Below are 19104 nucleotides of genomic sequence, written 5' to 3'. Positions count from 1 at the left end.
CACCAATGAGTTCTATTAAAAAAGTTGTATTAGCCTATTCTGGTGGTTTAGATACGTCGGCCATCGTGCCATGGTTAAAAGAAAATTACGGCTGTGAAGTTATTGCGTTCGTGGCCGATGTAGGTCAAGGCGCTGAAGAGCTTGAAGGCGTTGAAGCAAAAGCTATCGCATCAGGTGCATCAGAATGTTATGTTGTTGACCTAAAAGATGAAATGGTCAGTGATTACATCTACCCAACCTTAAAAACCGGTTCAATCTACGAAGGTACTTATTTACTGGGTACATCAATGGCGCGTCCTATTATCGCAAAGGCGCAAGTTGAAATTGCCCGTAAAGTAGGTGCCGATGCTCTGTCTCATGGTTGTACTGGTAAAGGTAATGACCAAGTACGTTTTGAGTCTTGTTTTGCCGCGCTTGCCCCTGATCTGCAAGTGATTGCACCGTGGCGTGAGTGGGATTTATCAAGCCGTGAATCGTTACTTGATTACTTAGCTGAGCGTAATATTCCATGTTCAGCATCGGCAACTAAAATCTACAGCCGTGATGCAAATGCATGGCATATTTCTCACGAAGGTGGTGAGCTTGAAGATCCGTGGTGTCAACCAAGTGATCAAGTATGGACATGGACTAACTCACCAGAGCAAGCGCCTAATGAGCCAGAATTTGTCACCCTAAATGTTGTTGAAGGTGAAGTTGTTGCTGTTAATGGCGAGCAACTTAAACCGTATGATTGTTTAGTTAAGCTTAATGATATTGCATCCCCGCATGGCGTTGGTCGTGTTGATATCGTTGAAAACCGTTTAGTGGGTATGAAGTCTCGTGGTTGTTATGAAACACCAGGTGGAACAGTGATCATGGCGGCATTACAAGCAATTGACGAGCTTGTGCTTGATAAAGCCAGCCGTAAATGGAAAGAAGTACTGGGCGGCGAGTTCTCACACTTAGTGTATGACGGTCGCTGGTTTACACCGCTTAAAGATTCAATTTTAGCAGGTGCTGAAGCGCTATCAACAGTGGCGACCGGTGAAGTTGTGCTGAAGCTGTACAAAGGTCAAGTAACAGCAGTACAGAAGAAATCACCAAATAGTTTATACAGCGAAGATTTTGCAACGTTTGGTGCAGATGATGTGTATGACCAATCGCATGCTGAAGGCTTTATTCGTTTATTCTCGCTTTCAAGCAGAATTTCAGCACTAGCGAAGAAGTAATTTTACTACAGCCCCGTCAACAAGCGGGGCAATTTCAGGGTTTGGAGATATTTCATGGCATTATGGGGCGGACGTTTTTCTACGGGTCCAGATGAGGCGTTTAAACAATTTAACGACTCACTTCCCTTCGATTATCAACTCGCAGAGCAAGACATTGTTGGCTCTGTTGCGTGGGCAGGTGCTCTTAAGCAAGTTGATGTACTAACAAGTGATGAGCATCAATCGCTCGTGGCTGCATTATATGAATTACTCGATGAAGTAAAAGCGGACCCACAAGCTGTGGCGACGTCAGGCGCTGAAGATATTCATTCACATGTTGAAGCTGCTTTAATTGAAAAAGTAGGCGATCTTGCTAAAAAATTACACACAGGGCGTAGCCGTAACGACCAAGTTGCAACCGATTTTAGATTATGGTGTCGTGATACTGCGGATCATCTTTTAGAAGCGTTAGGGCAATTAAAAGGTGAGTTTATTGCGTTGGCAGAGCGTGAGCTGGGTACAATTTTACCAGGTTATACTCATTTGCAACGTGCACAGCCATTATTATTTAGCCACTGGTGTATGGCATACGTTGAAATGCTTGAGCGTGATGAAAGTCGCTTAGCGGATGCGAAAGCCCGGATGAATTTTTGTCCGCTTGGCAGTGGTGCACTTGCCGGCACTGCGTACCCAATTGATCGGCAAGCACTTGCCGTTGGGCTAGGTTTTACCGCTGCAACTAAAAATAGTTTAGATGCCGTATCAGATCGTGACTTTGTTGTTGAGCTATTAAGTTGTGCGTCTATCTCCATGATTCATTTATCTCGCATGGCAGAAGATTTAATTTTTTATAACTCGGGTGAAGCTGGTTTTATTGAATTGGCAGATAATGTCACTTCAGGCTCATCATTGATGCCGCAAAAGAAAAACCCAGATGCACTAGAGCTTATTCGTGGCAAAACGGGCCGAGTATTTGGCTCATTTAGCGCTATGATGATGACGTTGAAAGCCTTGCCATTGGCCTATAACAAAGATATGCAAGAAGATAAAGAAGGCTTGTTTGACGCTATGCCAACTTGGCTTGCTTGTATTCATATGGCGCAAGCATGTATTAAAGGCGTGAAAGTTAATGGCGAACGTACGCTTGCAGCAGCTAAAGGTGGTCATTCAAATGCGACCGAATTGGCTGACTATCTAGTTGCTAAAGGTATTCCTTTTAGAGAAGGTCATCATATCGTTGGCGTACTGGTACAAATGGCTATTGCGCAAGGGAATAACTTAGAAGATTTAAGTTTAGAACAATTTAAGTCTGTGCATAGTATTTTTGAACAAGATGTATATCCTGTATTAGAAATAGACGCGTGTCTAAAAGCACGTCAAGCACTTGGTGGTACATCTTTAGAGCAAGTAACTATTGCTGTCAAAGATGCCAAAAAAAAACAGCAAATAACGGTTCGTGACGCCAATCTTGATGATGTTGAGTCGATAGCTAAGCTAATCCAGCACTGGGCTACTGTAGGTGAAAACTTACCGCGAGCTAAAAGTGATATGGTGCACTCAATTAATGAGTTCGCTGTGACAGAAGTTGCTGGAAAGGTTTCAGGCTGTGCGTCGCTTTATATTTATGATACTGGCCTTGCTGAAATTCGTTCTCTTGGTATAGATCCTGATACAGGAATTACTGGGCAAGGCCGCCAATTGGTTGAACACTTATTAGTTAAAGCCAAAAAATTGGCACTTAATCGCATCATCGTTTTGACGCGAGTACCTGATTTCTTTGAAAAACAAGGTTTCACATTCTGTACTAAAGACAGCTTACCTGAAAAGGTAATGAAAGATTGTGAACTATGTTTACGCAGAGACAATTGTGATGAAGTCGCAATGGAATTTATTTTGAAGCCAAGTCGGAATACGGAGATCCCGTGTAAAAACGTAGCTTAAAATCCCTGGATGTAAAAAACGTACGGTTACCCCTGTGCGTTTTTTTATGTCCAAATTCATCTGGTATGACCTGTTGGTTTGTTTTTTGTACGAATAAGGATCAAAATAGATCGTTTATAAAAATGTTGGATCGGTAATTGCTTTATATAAAGTGTAAGGTGGCTCAGCGTGAGTTCATCTTTAAAAGCGCCAAAAAATAATCAGAGCGCTAAAGCAACTGTAACTTACTAACTAGTTACTAATTCAACATTTATTGAAAGGATCAATCTCATGCAAATTACTGCAAACAGCCAGCTACAAATGCAAGCATACAACTCTATGCAACAATCAAAGCCAGCACTTGAACAAAGCGCTAGTAATAAAACCCTACAATCTGATACAGTGTCTATATCTAATGAGGCTTTGCTAGCATCAAAAGGCGAAGCTGAAATTCAACGTGGCGGGATTATTGTCTTAGATCCAGATAAGCGCCCAAAATAATAGCAATGAGTTATAGATGTATTTAACAGAACATTTCGGACTTTCGTTATCAGCGCTGGTTGTTTGGGGGTTGATGATGGCCTTCTTTTTTAATCTCTTTCTATGGATTGCAGATTTAAAAAGAAATAATGTTCTGTTGCTCTCTTCTTTTATTGTATTCTTGTCTTACTTTATAAGTGATCATTTATTCACGTGGTTTGCTAATTCGAATGTTTATCTTAATTGGGCTATTTACGATATCATAACAATAACACTAATAACTATTAGTGCTCATTTCGTAAAAAACAATTGCAAGCCCCCAGCATTTTTCTATGTTATTTTTGTTTTAAGTGTTAATACAATCTTGTCGTCTTTGATGTATTATGATTTGCGAATTGCAGGAAATACTACTCCATGGGTGCTGTGGGATATATATTCTTTTGGTGTTTATTTCCTCGACTTTACGATGATTGTAGCTCTAATTGTCGATCGGGATATTTTAGGTTTGATTAGGCTTAAAAATGGAATTAAAGCATTATTTAAAGGACAACAAATAAGACATTCTCTTTAGCGTTTATGTATATAAACGACATTATAGGCCCTTATATCGGTGTTTTTATCGAGTGGGGCTTTCTAATGGTTTTTTTGTACAACCTAGTGTTGTATATAAATAATCCAAATAAAAGTATCGTAATACTTTCTATGATGATGGCTATTTCTTATGTAATTAGCGATCTCTTTCCTGTTGTGTCGCCAAATTATTTAAACTGGCTGGTATATGATCTTCTCACCATTGTGGCTCTAGGCTTATGGATCAAACATAAAAGAATCAGCTCGTTTCCAGCTATTTGCTATGTTGTTTGTGGGCTAAGCTTAAATGCCTTGATAATGGCTGCTATTTATTACGATTTGTGTATTCGTTTAAATGTAGAGTATTGGTGGCTTTGGCCTGTTTATTCTTTTGGTGTCAATCTGGTGGATATTATGATGATCACGGCCTTAGTCTTAAATAAAGACTACTTAGGGCTAATGAGGTTGTTACGAAAAGCAGGTTTACTAAAGGCCTAAATAAATATTAAGCCTTTAGTGGAGCTTAAAATCGATATTCCCAACTGGTTTTTAATGCGCTGTTAGTCTCAGATTCGTCACTCAATTCGTCTTTATACACAGAGCCACTGATTTTCCACAAACCATTAAAAATAGCCTGTTGATAGCCAAGTTCTAATTGCAGACGATCAAATGTTTGCGGTGTGTCTATTAGGCCGAGCATGTCACTTTGTGACCAACGTAACTTCGCATAACCGGCATAACCATTCATAGTATGGTAATGGGCACCTAATACGGCTGATTTACTTTGCAGCGGCGTTGCAGAGCCAATTAAGCGATCTTTATGATTATAGGCTTGGGCATAGTTGGTAAAGCTCTCATTAGCCTCATTACAGCTAAGTTGGGCTGTACAATCTTGTTGGGTATTTGAATATTCAAAATAAGTTTTTAATAACTGTTTTTGATCACCAAAAAAACTTTCTATACCTAGGGTATAAAAAGGATCACTGGGTGCTACACCACTGTCATTTTTACCCATTAGCTCAGTATAAAAAGCAACGGGTTGATTGCCGATGCTGGTCGAGTACTTAGCATCTAAACTGGTTAATCGTTGTTTAGTTGTTATTAGTTCAAGCGAGTTGGGGTCTTTTACTGTGCTGGTTAAATAGTCAGAGCCCGCTGAGCTAAATGCAATCTCAAGCCCAGCAAGTGGAGTGCTGGCAAAGCGTAAAGCCCAATAGTCACCTTTTTCACTGCTATCTAAATATGGCTTTTGTTTGGCGTATATTCCAGTTAATTGCCAGTTGCCAATAAAGGATAGCCAGCTTGGCCCCACATAGTGTGTGTTGGCGCGGTTTATTCGTAGACCTTTCATTGGTGATGCGTTATTTGAAAGCAGCAAGGCATTATCGTTGCTAGGCCCCCACCAATGGCTGACTTGCTCGGCACTGACAGACCAATTACCCATTAATACAGCCAAATAACTGCCGTGATAATTTGTGTACTCATCATCCAGTGCGTCATCAGCGTAATTTACACTTACTTTGGCGCTAACGCGGTTGCCAGTTATGGCACCATAGCTATTGATGCCACTTTGTTGTTGATCGCGTTTACCAAAGCTCTGCTGTAGCTCAGGATCGCTATTGTAATTAACCCTAACACCGGAACTGGTGCTTTGTTTGGCATTCTCTAATGCGTGCTTTACATGCTGATAAGCAAATTGGCTTTGCGCTGCTAGCGAACCGGCTTCAATTGTATTTAAATCTCTAGCAATACCTTGCCACATCAATGGATAGCTATTAATTGGTTGCTTAATGATGCCTTGATTAAACAACATTTCAATTGATGCGCGTAGTAATGGATCATCACTTTCAATCCAAGGGGTTGCAAATGCAGGTGCAGCGCTGATAGCTAGCAGACTTAGATAGGCATTTAACTTCATCCGTGTAACTTTTCCTGTAATGCTTTTACAACAATGGGGTGTACAAACTCACTGACATCGCCTTTATGACGAGCAACTTCTTTCACTAATGTTGAAGAAATGAATGAATTTTTCTCAGCTGGGGTTAAAAATACACTTTCTAAATCAGGGTTAAGGCGGCGGTTCATATTGGCAAGCTGAAATTCATAATCAAAATCAGACACCGCACGAATACCTCTTATCAGTACATTGGCATTATGATCGCGTGCTAAATCAGCCAGTAATCCGGAAAAGCCAATAACACTAACGTTATCTATGTGGGTCAGTAAACTATTAGCAAGTGCGACACGTTCATCTAAGCTAAAACAAGGTTGTTTACTAGGGTTATGAGCGATTGCAACAATTACTGTGTCGAACATTTTTGCTGCCCGCTGGATCAAATCTGTGTGTCCATTGGTTAATGGATCAAAGGTGCCTGGGTAAATTGCGGTGACTTTCATAAATATCGGCTTAGTGTTATTTGGGCTGTCATATTACCAGTCTTTGTTGTCTAGATCAGCCTGCAAATTGCGACTGCATAGCTTCGATTGTAAATGAGTTAATTTCATTTATAAGCAACAACTACGAATTATGGGTTAGAAATTTTCAAGGTGGTATTTTATTGGATTATATTTGTATATACTGCGCGGCTAATAATACTGAGTGAATTCTGAGCATTTACTTAACTAAAACAACCAGAGCAGCAGGATATGAGTACCAAGGATAAAATTATTAAAACTAGCATCATGCTATTTAATCAACACGGTGAGCGTGCAATTACGACTAACCATATCGCTTCTCATATGGGGATCAGTCCCGGTAATCTTTATTACCACTTTAAAAATAAAGAAGACATTATTCGTCATATTTTTGCTTTATACAGCCAGCATTTACACACTCAATTTGTGCCTATGGCCAAGCATGATGAAGCACTGACACACTTAACTGGGTACCTTGATGCCTTATTTGAATTGATGTGGCGTTTTCATTTTTTCTATGACAACTTGGGAGATATTTTATCTCGTGATGAAGTACTGAAAAAAGACTACATTGAATTTCAAGCGGCTTTGCTAAGCCAAGTTCGTGAAATTGTGATTGGTTTACGTGAAGGTGGCATGATCACGATTGATGATGAGGATGCCATTGAACTTGCTCACATGTTAAAAATCACGGTAAGCTTTTGGACACCTTATATTAAAGCGAGACGCTTAAGCGGTGAGCTCATGCAGCAAGATATTTATAACGGTATTTTGAAAGTATTAGCACTTTTTAAAGCGTTTGGCACAGAGCAAAGCATCCCACAAATTAACCTATTACGTGAGAAATATAGCGCGCTCGCTGCGCAGACAGAGCCTGCCAGCTAAGCATTGGCTTTTGTTTATTTCCTAGACGTTAGATTTTTTGCTATAATCGCGCGCCCAACACGTGGGTGCGTGAATCCTTAAATATTGTCTAACGAGTAAACTATGCTTAAATTTATCGTCAAACTCCATCCTGAAATAGCCATTAAAAGCCGCTCTGTGCGTAAACGTTTTACTAAGTTGTTAGAAAATAACATTAAAATTGTATTACGTAAGATTGACGAAAAAGTACAAGTACAAAACAACTGGGACAATATATCGGTTGTAACTAAATCTGATGACGCACAAACGCGCCTTGATTTTATTAATGGCCTGCAACGCATCCCCGGTATAGTGCAATTTATTGAGGTGACCGAAACTCGTTACGAAAACCTGCATGATATTTACGAAAAAGCGCTCGATATGATTGGTCACACTGTAGTGGGGAAAACATTTTGTGTGCGTTGTAAGCGCCAAGGTAATCATGATTTTACTTCTACCGATGTTGAGCGCTATGTTGGCGGCGGTTTGAATCAGCATGTAGAAGGTGCAAGCGTCAGATTAAAAAATCCTGAAGTCGTTATTCGTCTTGAAATAAAAGATGATAAAGCGTATATCGTCACGCATACTCATCTTGGTATGGCGGGGTTCCCATTACCTACTCAAGAAGATGTACTTTCGTTAATGTCAGGTGGCTTTGACTCAGGCGTTGCCAGCTATCAAATGATCCGCAAAGGCGCACGTACTCACTTTTTGTTTTTTAACCTCGGTGGTGCGGCGCACGAAATCGGTGTTAAACAAGCCAGCTATTATATTTGGAAGCAGTTTAGCTCAACGCACAAAGTTAAATTTATCAGTGTTGACTTTGAACCCGTTGTTGCCGAAATCCTAGAGAATGTTGAAAACAGCCAAATGGGCGTGATCTTAAAACGTATGATGATGCGTGCTGGTAGCAAAATTGCTGAAAAAATGGGGATCCAAGCCTTGGTTACCGGTGAGAGTCTTGGTCAGGTATCAAGTCAAACATTAGCCAACTTAAGCGTGATTGACCGTGTTACTGAAACACTGATATTACGCCCGCTCATTCAGCATGATAAGCAAGAGATTATCGATATTGCCCGCAGAATTGGCACGGCAGAAATGGCTGAAACCATGCCTGAGTATTGTGGTGTGATCTCTAAAAAGCCTACTGTTAAAGCGAAAGTTGCGGTAGTAGAAGCTGAAGAACAAAAATTTGATTTTGATGTGCTGGATACGGTAGTTGAAAATGCGCGTATTATGGATGTACGTGACATTGACGTTGAAGCAAAACAAGAGCTTAAAGAAGCTGAATCGGTTTCAGATTTACCAGCTGATGCGGTGGTTGTTGATATTCGCTCCCCAGAAGAAGAAGACGCCAGCCCCCTTGAAATTGACGGGATTGAAGTTGTGCATTTACCGTTTTTCCGCCTTGCCACAAAGTTTGGTGATTTGCCGCAGGATAAGGATTACTACTTATATTGTGCTAAAGGGGTCATGAGTCAGCTACAGGCGCTTATTTTACATGAAAATGGCTTTGCCAATGTAAAAGTATATCGCCCATAAATTAGTTGATAGAATTATTGGAAAGCGCGAGTTAAATCGCGCTTTTTTTATGCCTGATCGCATCAACAAGCGATTGATTATGAGGTGTACTGATACCGAGGTGCTGGCCTTGTTGACAAATATAACCACACATAGCATCAATTTCAGTCATACGGTTATGAGCGATATCTTGGTGCATAGATGAATAATTGTCTTTGGTGTCACTCATTACTTGGTAGGCGTTTGCTAATGCATCGGCTAGCTGCACATTGACCCCTAATAAATTGGCTACATGACAGGCTTCATTCAAGACATTTACAATTTTTCCACTAAATTGTGGTGCTGTAAGTGCGCCATTTTTTACATTATGTAAAGCTGTAAGTGGGTTGATTGCAATGTTCACTAACAGCTTCTGCCAGCGTAATAGAGTAATGTGCTCACTAAAGCTGATATTGGGTAAACCTTGTAGTTGTTGCATTACATCTTGGTAGCGAGCAGCAGCTACTGCATTACAACTGCCCAAGACACTTTCACCATTGCCGGTATGAGTGACAGTAGTCGGTGTGATTTTAAAGCCAGCTAATCGAGTTGTTAAAAAAAACAGGGCTTGCTGGCTTTGTAATTGGCGTTGTAGTGGTGCAAGGTTACTCAAGCCGTTATGAGATAATACAATACTACACTGCGCAGAAAAGTAAGGTTTCAGCTGCTTAAAAGCATCGCTTACTTGGTAGGCTTTAACTGCAAAAATCACCATATCAATCGGTTGATGAGCTAATTCAGGTAATTGTTGAGTGGTTAATACCTTTGCTGTTATACGGTGTTGTTGCTGATTTTGTTGGTAATAATATTTGTTTTGGCGGCAGCCACGTCTAGTGACAATAGTAAGTTGATTACCTGTACTTAAAAAGTGGCTATATAGTAGGCCAATTGCCCCATCACCAACAATAACAATATTAGCCATGATTTGGTTTTGTACCAATATGGAACATTAACTTAATGGCAAAGTAGCTCGCAGCACCGGCAAAATCAGCAATAAAGTCGGCAACGGATGCTTGGCGATACGGTAGCATATCTTGCATTATTTCAATTGCAGCGCCGTAGCTTGCTAGCAACAAAATTTGCATAAGTAGCGGGATTTTGAATGCTTTATCCATCACCACGGCAAGAATAAAGAAAATACCAAAATGTGCTACTTTATCAACATGCGGAAATAAGTTCGCAGCACCTTTAATTTCCTTGGCAAACAAAAAAGTAAACGCCACTATACTCACTAAAAATAGTGCTTGGTAAACACGCCGAGTCACGATAAATCCTAAAATCGTTTAAAAACAGAGCCGCAGTATATCAAACAAATTTCGTATCGCACCTGAACAAAGTGCATAAAAATGTAAAGATTTTTAAAATAGGCGTTATAATCTCCCTCATATTAATTTTAAAAAATCTTGTTAGGAGAGACCCATGCCTTCATTTGATATTGTTTCAGAAGTGGAAATGAACGAAGCAAAGAATGCGGTAGATAATGCTAACCGTGAATTAGAAACCCGTTTTGACTTTAGAGGTGTAGATGCATCGATTGAACTTAACGACAAAACGATTAAATTAAAGGCAGAAGCTGATTCACAGGTTATGCAGTTGTTTGATATTTTAGCAAGTAAAATATCAAAACGCGGTATGGATGTAGCTAGCTTAGAGCTACAAGATATTTCTCGTGCAGGTAAAAATGTATTTCGTAATGTTGCATTAAAGCAAGGTATCGAAAAAGACGTAGCGAAAAAAGTAGTTAAAGCCATTAAAGACTCTAAAGTAAAAGTACAGGCAGCAATTCAAGGTGAAGAAGTACGCGTGACAGGTAAAAAGCGTGATGACTTACAAGAAGCAATGCAAGTTGTGCGTAATGCTGACCTTGGCCAGCCATTTCAGTTCAAAAACTTCCGCGATTAAAAACTAAGCTGCGAGTAACGAGCTGCGAGCCCCGAGTTTATCCAGCTGCACTCTTTATTTTTGAAGATATTATTGAAGCCAAATGACTTTTTGTTGTTTGGCTTTTGTATTTTGGCACTTATGCTTGCTCGAAGTTCGAATATTTAGATGTATAGCCGTCCATTGACTTTTATCCCTAAAATAATCACAATAACCACCTATTTTTAAGGTGCTTGTAGTTACTTTTCAAGGTTGTTGATAGGTACAGCAAGATAATCGGGAAGTTGGTGATATTTGTAGGATACAAATACAGTCCAACACTGCCCCCGCAACGGTGATACATAATATATACACGTATATTTGTTAAGTCCGGAGACCGGCCTTGAAGTCAATTTACTATCACTTGTGCGGTGGGCGCGGGTCAGGGGATATCATGTTAAACAAATCTACTTTAGGCGTAGCAATCGCTGCTGCGTTATCTTTTTCTGTGTCTGCAGAGCAATCAATTGAGCGTCTTACGATAACAGCTAACAAATTTGAGCAATCAATTACTGATACGCTAGCGACTGTTGATGTTATTGATCGTATAGAAATCGAAAAGAATAATTATCGAGATTTACCATCGCTTCTAAACACTATTGCTGGTGTCGATGTTGTTCGCAATGGTGGCTTTGGTCAAAAAGCTGATGTATTTGTTCGTGGGGCCAGTGCAAAGCATACACTAGTGTTAGTTGATGGCGTGCGTGTAAGTGATGCAAGTTCCGGTAGTGTATCATTAACCAATATTCCAGTTAATAGTATTGAACGCGTTGAAATTGTCAAAGGCGCAAGAGCGGCAATTTATGGTTCAGATGCAGTGGCTGGGGTTATCAATATAATTACCCGCCAAGCAAGTAAAAATACTGTGTCAGCCACATTAGGTAGTGATAATTATTCTAACTACCAAATAGCTGGCGGGCTTGTAAAAGATGCTATCACTTTTAATTATAACTTAGGTTATGAAGATACTGATGGTTATGATGTAACAGGTAAAGATCCATCATTAGCAGTGACAAAAGATCATGATGATGACGGTTACACTAATAAAAACATTGGCTTTAATTTGGCATATAGAACATTGAATGCAGGTGAATTTAGCTTACTTAGCCAGTATAGCGAAGGCCAAGGTGAGTATGATAATGCATGGGGTAATGACGCGTACGATTTTGAAAACTATATTGCAAAACTTGGCTGGAAAAAAAGCTCGGACGTATATACGCAAAGCGCATCAGTGAGTGTATCCCAAGAAGAAAATATTCAAACAGGGACTGATGATCAACAAATTTATAGCACAGAGCGTGTTGAGTTTGAATACAGTGGACTTTATACAGTAACAAAATCGTTAGATCTTACTGGTGGGTTTAATTACTTAAATGAAGACTTATCTGCATCATCAGCTTCTTCATCTGAAGAAGAGCGCGATAATAATGCAGTGTTCGTTGGTGTATTTTATGATGATGAAACTTGGCTTGGTAACGCAGTTGTTAGAACAGATGATTACGAATTTCATGGCCGCGCAAATACTTATACAACAGGTGTAGGCTATAAGGCAAATCAATATCTTAGTGTACGCCTTAGCCACGGAACCGCATTTAGAGCACCATCGCTGATCAATGCCTTTGTCACGGATAGTCTTTGGTATGCCCCTAATAGTGATATTAAACCTGAAGAGTCAGTTAATAATGAGTTTGGTGTTACTTTAGATACAAAGTGGGGGCGTTACGATATCGCTATTTTCGACAACAACATTGATAACTTAATTGATAATAAATATGATGCTGAAATTGGTAAGTATGTAGCAACGAATATTGATAAAGTCTCTATGCAAGGTGTTGAGTTATCTGCTGATTTTGAAGGTTTGGGATTTCAACATAACATCAACCTTAGCTTCTTAGACGCTAAAGATGAAACAACCAATACAGATTTACCGCGCAGACCATCTGAAACATTTAATTACACCCTTGGCAAAAGCTGGGGTGATTTTGACGCTAATATCGCAATGCAATATCGCTCTTCACGTCCATCAATCGCTTATTATGATACTGAGTTGGCTGCTTATACAGTGTTCAATATAGCCGCAAATTATCAATTACTGGATGAGTTATCATTTCAGGCTCGAATTGAGAATATTACAGATAAAGAATACTTTACGGCAGGTACTGGGTTTGCCGCTAACGGTGACTTACTTGGTTACAATGCAGCTGGTAGGCAGTTCTTTGTTGGCGCCAGTTACCAGTTTTAATCGCGTTTCAACCTAAATAAAAAAGCCCGACACCTTTTGTGCGTCGGGCTTTTTCGTACTGATATGAAAATATTATGTGGGCTGAGTTTTATTTAACTTATTAAAAACGCTTTGTAGTCTTTAGCAAATTTCTGCAGCTTAGGTGCAATCAATAAACTGCAATAACGCTGCTCTGGATTTTCGTTGTAATAGTCTTGATGGTATTGCTCTGCCGGGTAATAGGTGGTTGCAGGGCTCACTTCTGTGACGATTTTTTCGCGTATTTGGCTTTGTAATTTAGCAATGTAGTCAGTTGTTTGCGTCTGTTGCTCAGTATTATGGTAATAAACTACGCTGCGGTATTGCGTCCCCACGTCGTTGCCTTGGCGATTAAGCTGTGTGGCATCGTGTAGTGTAAAAAACATTGCGAGCAAGGTCTCAAAGCTTATCTGGCTGCTATCAAACTCGATATTAACTACTTCGGCATGGCCAGTAAGCCCTGTACATATTTGTTTATAGGTTGGATCTGTTGTTTCGCCACCGGTGTAACCAGAGCTTACATGGGTAACGCCTTTTACCCGTCTAAATGCGGCATCAATACACCAAAAACAGCCGCCACCAAAGGTAGCAGTTTCAATTGCTTTGCTCATATATGTACTCCTAAAAACGTTAAATTACGCAGATGTTCTAGCCTAGCAGAAGAACGGCTAAGACGGTGTTTTATTTCACGGATCAGAATGAGGAAAGGGAAAAGCGTTGCTGCATAGTGCAGCAACGCTAAAAGTTGCTTAAAGCTCTTTAAGTGGTTTTTCAGCTTCTTGCTGATTAAGTTTTTGTTGTAAAAACTCAGGTGATTGGGTGTTGCGAGCGAGCGCATAGTAGGCGGCAGGCACCACAAATAGTGTGAGTATGGTCGCAACAATCACGCCGGTAAATACAACTACACCGATTACCATTCGGCTTTCAGCACCAGGGCCTGATGCTAATACTAGCGGCACGGCGCTCATTACCGTGGTTAATGAAGTCATAATAATAGGGCGCAGTCGCATTGTTGCCGCTTGTAGTATTGCTTCACTAAACTCAACACCTTGGTCTCGCAGCTGATTGGTAAATTCAACAATCAAAATACCATTTTTAGCGCTGAGGCCAATTAACATGACAATACCAATTTGGCTGTAAATGTTTAAAGTAAGCCCTGTAGACCACAATCCAAACATCGCCCCCATCAATCCCAGAGGTACTGTTAACATAATAACAAATGGGTGTACAAAGCTCTCAAACTGCGCAGCTAATACTAAGAAGGTAACAGTAAGAGCTAAAACAAATACGTAGGTCATTGCTGAAGCACCTTCGTAGAATAATTGTGACTCACCTTTGTAATCAACCGCACCATCGATATCATTCTCTTGCGCGGCTACCTCATTTAAAAAGTTAAGTGCTTCTTCGAGTGTATAACCATCAGCAAGGTTGGCACTGAGTGTAATCGCGCGCATACGGTTATAACGGTTCAAACGTGATGCAGTGGCTTCTTCTTTTAGGCTGATCAAACTATCTAATGGCACTAGTTCACCACTGCGTGATTTTAAGTAGATATTTGAAATATCGGTTGGATCTGCAAAGTCAGCTTTAGTGCCTTTTAAGATCACATCGTATTCTTCACCGCGGTCGATAAACGTGGTTACTCGGCGCTGACCCAGCATTGTTTCAAGGGTGCGGCCTACATCAGAGACTGATACACCTAAATCAGCCGCTTTATTTTTATCTATACTGATCAAAAATTGTGGGAAAGTTTCTTTGTAATCATGATCGATTCGCACCAGACCTGGGTTTTCTTCTGCGCGTTTAATGATACGGTCGCGCCAATCGGCAAGTTGGTCATAATCGTTACCTTGTAGAACAAACTCGATAGGGCGAGAAGAACCACCACCGCCAATACCGCTGCGCATAATAGCGAATGTGCGTACATCGGTAACTTCGGCCATTTTGCCACTGATCTCATCCATGACTTGCCAGGTTGAGCGTTTACGTTCATCCCAGTCGGCCATGCCTACAATAGCAACACCGCCTGTGCCGCCCCAGCCAGGCACACGCACTAATACGCGGCTTAGCTCGCCAGACTCAGAGTAGGGCATTAAGCGTTCTTCTATTTTAGCCATATTTGCGGCGTTATTTTCGTAACTAGCACCTTCTGGGCCACTCATCATTAGGAAGAAGGTTCCGCGATCTTCTTTAGGGGTCAGCTCTGAAGGTGTTTGCTGAAATAATGCATAACTAACAAAACCCGCCAGTAGTAAGGTAATTGCTAAGCCACCTGAGCGAGTCATATTTAAGCGCAATGCGTTCTTATAGCTTTGTTCAATCTTGTCAAAAGTACGGTCCATCCACTGACTGAACTTGCCTTCTTTTGAAGAGGGTTTAAGGACTAATGAACACAGCGCAGGAGACAGTGTTAATGCGGTAATACTTGAGAAGAATACTGCCGCACTTACGGCCATAGCAAACTCAGTAAATAAAGCACCAATACGACCATCCATAAATACTAAGGGTACAAATACTGAGATCAATACAAGCGTAGTGGCAACAATCGCAAAACCAACTTCTCGAGCACCGCGATACGCTGCCAATAATGCAGGCTCGCCTAACTCAATGCGGCGGTGGATGTTCTCTAGCATTACAATCGCATCATCAACCACTAAACCAATCGCTAATACTAAGGCAAGTAAGGTTAATAAGTTAATTGAATAGCCCATTGCCAGTAAGAACATAAAGCTGCCTACTAGCGCAACAGGTACTGTTACTGCGGGGATCAACGTTGCGCGAATATTTCCTAAGAATAAGAAAATAATTAGCACCACTAAGGCCATAGAAATCGCCAGTGTACTGTACACTTCGTTTATTGATTCTTTAATAAAGATAGATGAATCATAGCTGTCTTGAATGGTCGTGCCTTCTGGCAAGTTACGTTTGATTTTTTCAAGTTCAGCGCGGGCGTTATCAACCACGGTTAACGTATTAGCTTTTGCTTGTTTTACAATACCTAGGCCTACCATGTTACGGCCATTACCACGGAATAAGCTTTCATCATCAGCGGCTTCAAGGTGTACGTCGGCTACTTCACCAAGGCGTACCAAATAACCATCGTCGCCTCGTTTAATGACAAGGTTTTGAAAGTCACGTTGCTCTTTATAGCTACGGGCAGTTCGCACAGTAAAATCACGGTCGATAGATTCAATTTCACCCGCTGGTAATTCTACGTTTTCTGTACGCAGGGTGTTTTCGATATCGCTACTGGTAATGCCACGCGCCGCCATCGCTTGGCGGTTGAGCCAGATTTTCATCGCGTACTTGCGTTCACCACCAACACGAACATTCGATACACCATCAACAACAGCTAAGCGGTCTACAATAAAGCGCTGTGCATAATCAGAAAGCTGTAGCGAGTTCATGGTGTCACTGTTAAGTAAAAACCATGCTATAGGGCTTTCATCGCTGTTTGATTTTGACACTTCGGGTGGGCGTACTTGTTCAGGTAAGCTGTCAAGAGCACGGGCGACACGTTCGCGTACATCGTTTGATGCAGCATCAATATCACGGTTTATATTAAACTCAATCGTGATATTAGAGCGGCCATTACGACTCGATGAATTAATACTCTTAATGCCCTCAATACCAGAGATACGGTTTTCAAGTACTTGGGTTATTTTAGTTTCAATTATCTCGGCTGACGCACCTGTGTATTCAGTGCTCACACTGACAATGGGTGATTCAATATCAGGATATTCACGCAGCGGTAACATGGAAAATGCGACTAAACCAAAGGTTAGCAGCAATAAGTTTATTACGATCGCAAAAACCGGGCGTTTAACACTTGTATCAGTAATTTTCACGGTCTACCCCTTTACAGTAACTTTGCTACCAGAACGAATTTTAATAATTCCTTCTGTAACAACGAGCTGACCATTACTAATTCCTGAGTCAATAGCTACCCACCCGTTATGGCGACCTGCAACATGAACTTCTACTTTGGTGGCTATACCATCTTCAATTTGGAACACATAATGTTTATCCTGCTGTGGTATAACCGCTTTTTCTGGCACCATCATGGCTTGGTTTGAGCTTAGTTGTAAAGCGGTGTTCAGCAGCATACCCGGGCGTAATAAGCCGCTTTTATTAGCAAAACTCGCGGTTACTTCAACACTGCGAGTAATCGCATCAATACGTGCGCTTACATGGGTGACTTTACCGGTAAACGTTTTTTCTGGATAAGCGTCATTTTGGGTCATAACTTTCATGCCCACGTTTAATTGCGCTAAGTATTTCTCCGGTACTTTAAAGTCGACTTTGATTATGCTGATATCATCTAGGCTAGTAATTATGGTGCTATTATTTACATAAGCACCAATTGAAATTTGACGCTTACCTAAAATACCTGAAAAAGGGGCTGTAATCGTCATTTCAGTTAGTTTTGTTTTGGCATTCTCAAGTTGTGCTTCGGTTGCATCAACACGAGAAAGTTGTTCTTCTAACAGTGACTTTGCGGTTGCCTGTGAGCGAGAAAGCTCTGTTAAACGTTCCAGTTGACGTTTTTCTTCACGCAAGTTGATAGCCAATTCTTTTACGGTTAATTCTTCTTGCAGTGATTGTAACTGCACTAGCTTTTGGCCTTTACTGACTAAGTCGCCATCTTTAAAATAGATATCAGTAACATAGTCATTTTGTGCGCTTTTAATATAAATTGCTTGATTCGCACGCGCACTGCCGATAGCCTCAATGAGGACAGCATTTTCTTCGCTTGCCACCGTATGAGCCGTTACTTGAGTTGCACTTGCAGTAAAGTCTGATTGTTCACCTTGACTACTTGGCAAGTAAAGATAAACACATAGCCCTAAAAGCAGGGTAATGATAAATGGAAATAGCGCTTTGCCAGATTGCTTTGAATACATTTTAAGAGTACCGGAAAATTAATTGCCTCTAGTGTACAAAATAACAGCGTGAAATAGCTGTCGCGTATCTCATAAATTTGTCGGTTAGGCGTAAAAGTTAAATTATTTATCAATTTGTTCCTGTTTTGTAATTATAAATGAGAGAGTTATGAAGTTGACGAACACATGTTCACGTTGTTTGAAAATACGTAAATTGATTATTTGGGCTATAATTATGTACGTTTTTTATATTGTTTTTTATCGTTATGGTTAAATGCAAACAGAGTGTGTTGAAGTTGCGCGCGCAAGGTGCACGTAACGGTATAGAAATTTTAACCGTTGGGGCTATCGGGCTTATATTTATAATGCTGGTTAATTTACTACGCCCTGGTGAAATTAGTCTTTTGGAAATTTTTTTGGTGAGTTTATGCTTGGCGGCAATTTTTGTTGGCTTTTTAAAAACTCAAGAGCCATTTTATAGTTTAGTTATTACAGAACAAGAGCTTATATATCAGCATAAATATGGTTATTGGAGTGTTAAGCAAAAAAACTTCCAACACAGTGGGATCCCTAAAGTCGAACAAGAGTTTGAACAACTTGAGTTAAATGCGGTAGGTATTAAACTTTACAATACCGATGAGTTTTTATCACAATTAGCGCCAAGGATCGCGGGTAAATTATTGATTGAGCAAAGGCACTTATTTATGCAAGTAGTTCAAAAACATTGCAAAAATGGCAATTGCCCATCAGAATGGCTAATTGAAGATAATCATTACACTTCAGTGCATGGGTGTAGCTTTGATGGCTTGATTGCCATGTTTGCTAACCGAATGCGACATTTGCAACAATTAACCGGATATGATTTGTTGTTACCTGCAAGTGCATTAGATAGCAGTATTTGGGACTTTAGCCGTAGTTTAAATGCATGGCGGAGTAATCCAGTAGTATTTATACAATCTCAATTAGAGAGAAAGACGTTTGACAATAAACGTTAGTAAGTAGGATG

The 19104-nt window shown here is 40.4% G+C and carries 17 protein-coding genes and 1 riboswitch; of the genes, 10 read left to right on the top strand and 7 right to left on the bottom strand.

Going from position 1 to position 19104, the window contains the following annotated elements:
• Nucleotides 1-5 precede the first annotated feature (5 nt).
• From PHAL_RS0110305 to PHAL_RS0110285, 5 genes are all read left to right on the top strand, one after another.
• Nucleotides 6-1208, top strand: a complete 1203-nt coding sequence (locus PHAL_RS0110305) for an argininosuccinate synthase (RefSeq protein ID WP_016708324.1) — start codon at nt 6-8, stop codon at nt 1206-1208.
• Nucleotides 1209-1262: 54 nt separating this feature from the next.
• Nucleotides 1263-3128, top strand: a complete 1866-nt coding sequence (argH, locus tag PHAL_RS22950; protein ID WP_016708323.1) for an argininosuccinate lyase — start codon at nt 1263-1265, stop codon at nt 3126-3128.
• Nucleotides 3129-3398: 270 nt separating this feature from the next.
• A complete protein-coding gene (locus PHAL_RS0110295) occupies nt 3399-3608 on the top strand; it encodes a hypothetical protein (RefSeq protein ID WP_016708322.1) in 210 nt (69 codons plus the stop codon).
• Between the two features lie 16 nt (nt 3609-3624).
• Nucleotides 3625-4158: a hypothetical protein gene (locus PHAL_RS0110290; RefSeq protein ID WP_016708321.1), complete on the top strand. Its 534-nt coding sequence runs from the start codon at nt 3625-3627 to the stop codon at nt 4156-4158.
• A gap of 5 nt (nt 4159-4163) precedes the next feature.
• Complete coding sequence (locus tag PHAL_RS0110285; protein ID WP_016708320.1) at nt 4164-4655, top strand: hypothetical protein; 492 nt, start codon at nt 4164-4166, stop codon at nt 4653-4655.
• Between the two features lie 25 nt (nt 4656-4680).
• Here the strand turns inward: PHAL_RS0110285 and PHAL_RS0110280 are convergent, their stop codons facing one another.
• Together PHAL_RS0110280 and coaD are read right to left on the bottom strand one after the other, a co-directional pair.
• Nucleotides 4681-6075 (bottom strand): capsule assembly Wzi family protein, encoded by a 1395-nt coding sequence (locus tag PHAL_RS0110280; protein ID WP_016708319.1) that lies wholly within the window; start codon nt 6073-6075, stop codon nt 4681-4683.
• Nucleotides 6072-6554 carry a pantetheine-phosphate adenylyltransferase gene (gene coaD / locus PHAL_RS0110275; RefSeq protein WP_016708318.1) on the bottom strand — a complete coding sequence of 161 codons (483 nt, stop codon included), beginning with the start codon at nt 6552-6554 and terminating at the stop codon, nt 6072-6074. The genes PHAL_RS0110280 and coaD overlap by 4 nt, the downstream gene beginning before the upstream one ends.
• 249 nt (nt 6555-6803) lie before the next feature.
• Between coaD and PHAL_RS0110270 the strand changes: the two genes are divergently transcribed.
• Both PHAL_RS0110270 and thiI read left to right on the top strand, forming a co-directional pair.
• Entirely contained in the window at nt 6804-7457 is a 654-nt protein-coding gene (locus PHAL_RS0110270; RefSeq protein ID WP_016708317.1) for a TetR/AcrR family transcriptional regulator, read from the top strand.
• Nucleotides 7458-7559: 102 nt separating this feature from the next.
• Nucleotides 7560-9017, top strand: a complete 1458-nt coding sequence (thiI, locus tag PHAL_RS0110265; RefSeq protein ID WP_016708316.1) for a tRNA uracil 4-sulfurtransferase ThiI — start codon at nt 7560-7562, stop codon at nt 9015-9017.
• 31 nt (nt 9018-9048) lie between these two features.
• On the opposite strand, the gene PHAL_RS0110260 is transcribed toward thiI, so the two are convergent.
• Both PHAL_RS0110260 and PHAL_RS0110255 read right to left on the bottom strand, forming a co-directional pair.
• Nucleotides 9049-9957, bottom strand: coding sequence for a ketopantoate reductase family protein (locus PHAL_RS0110260; protein WP_016708315.1), 909 nt, complete (start codon nt 9955-9957; stop codon nt 9049-9051).
• Entirely contained in the window at nt 9950-10300 is a 351-nt protein-coding gene (locus tag PHAL_RS0110255) for a VanZ family protein (RefSeq protein ID WP_016708314.1), read from the bottom strand. Before PHAL_RS0110255 ends, PHAL_RS0110260 begins: the two co-directional genes overlap by 8 nt.
• Nucleotides 10301-10454: 154 nt before the next feature.
• On the opposite strand from PHAL_RS0110255, the gene PHAL_RS0110250 reads away from it, so the two are divergent.
• Both PHAL_RS0110250 and PHAL_RS0110245 read left to right on the top strand, forming a co-directional pair.
• Nucleotides 10455-10937, top strand: coding sequence for a YajQ family cyclic di-GMP-binding protein (locus PHAL_RS0110250; RefSeq protein ID WP_016708313.1), 483 nt, complete (start codon nt 10455-10457; stop codon nt 10935-10937).
• A 211-nt stretch (nt 10938-11148) separates the two neighbouring features.
• A riboswitch (cobalamin riboswitch) is annotated at nt 11149-11315 on the top strand.
• 34 nt (nt 11316-11349) lie between these two features.
• On the top strand, nt 11350-13197 hold the full coding sequence (locus PHAL_RS0110245) for a TonB-dependent receptor domain-containing protein (RefSeq protein WP_016708312.1): 1848 nt from the start codon (nt 11350-11352) through the stop codon (nt 13195-13197).
• A gap of 92 nt (nt 13198-13289) precedes the next feature.
• Here PHAL_RS0110245 and msrA read toward each other — a convergent pair whose 3' ends face one another.
• The 3 genes from msrA to PHAL_RS0110230 all read right to left on the bottom strand — a co-directional run bounded on the left by msrA (nt 13290) and on the right by PHAL_RS0110230 (nt 18119).
• Nucleotides 13290-13826, bottom strand: a complete 537-nt coding sequence (gene msrA / locus PHAL_RS0110240) for a peptide-methionine (S)-S-oxide reductase MsrA (protein WP_016708311.1) — start codon at nt 13824-13826, stop codon at nt 13290-13292.
• A gap of 138 nt (nt 13827-13964) precedes the next feature.
• The gene (locus tag PHAL_RS0110235; RefSeq protein ID WP_016708310.1) at nt 13965-17063 is read right to left on the bottom strand and encodes an efflux RND transporter permease subunit; all 3099 of its coding nucleotides are present in this window, start codon (nt 17061-17063) and stop codon (nt 13965-13967) included.
• A gap of 3 nt (nt 17064-17066) precedes the next feature.
• Entirely contained in the window at nt 17067-18119 is a 1053-nt protein-coding gene (locus PHAL_RS0110230; protein WP_016708309.1) for an efflux RND transporter periplasmic adaptor subunit, read from the bottom strand.
• Between the two features lie 245 nt (nt 18120-18364).
• On the opposite strand from PHAL_RS0110230, the gene PHAL_RS0110225 reads away from it, so the two are divergent.
• Nucleotides 18365-19093: a DUF2982 domain-containing protein gene (locus PHAL_RS0110225; protein ID WP_029216108.1), complete on the top strand. Its 729-nt coding sequence runs from the start codon at nt 18365-18367 to the stop codon at nt 19091-19093.
• Nucleotides 19094-19104 lie beyond the last annotated feature (11 nt).

This window comes from Pseudoalteromonas haloplanktis ATCC 14393 (assembly GCF_000238355.1).
In the GTDB taxonomy this organism is placed as follows: Bacteria; Pseudomonadota; Gammaproteobacteria; order Enterobacterales; family Alteromonadaceae; genus Pseudoalteromonas; species Pseudoalteromonas haloplanktis.
The sequence above is the reverse complement of the archived record's forward strand: the minus strand, read 5'-3'. Positions and strand labels throughout refer to the sequence as shown.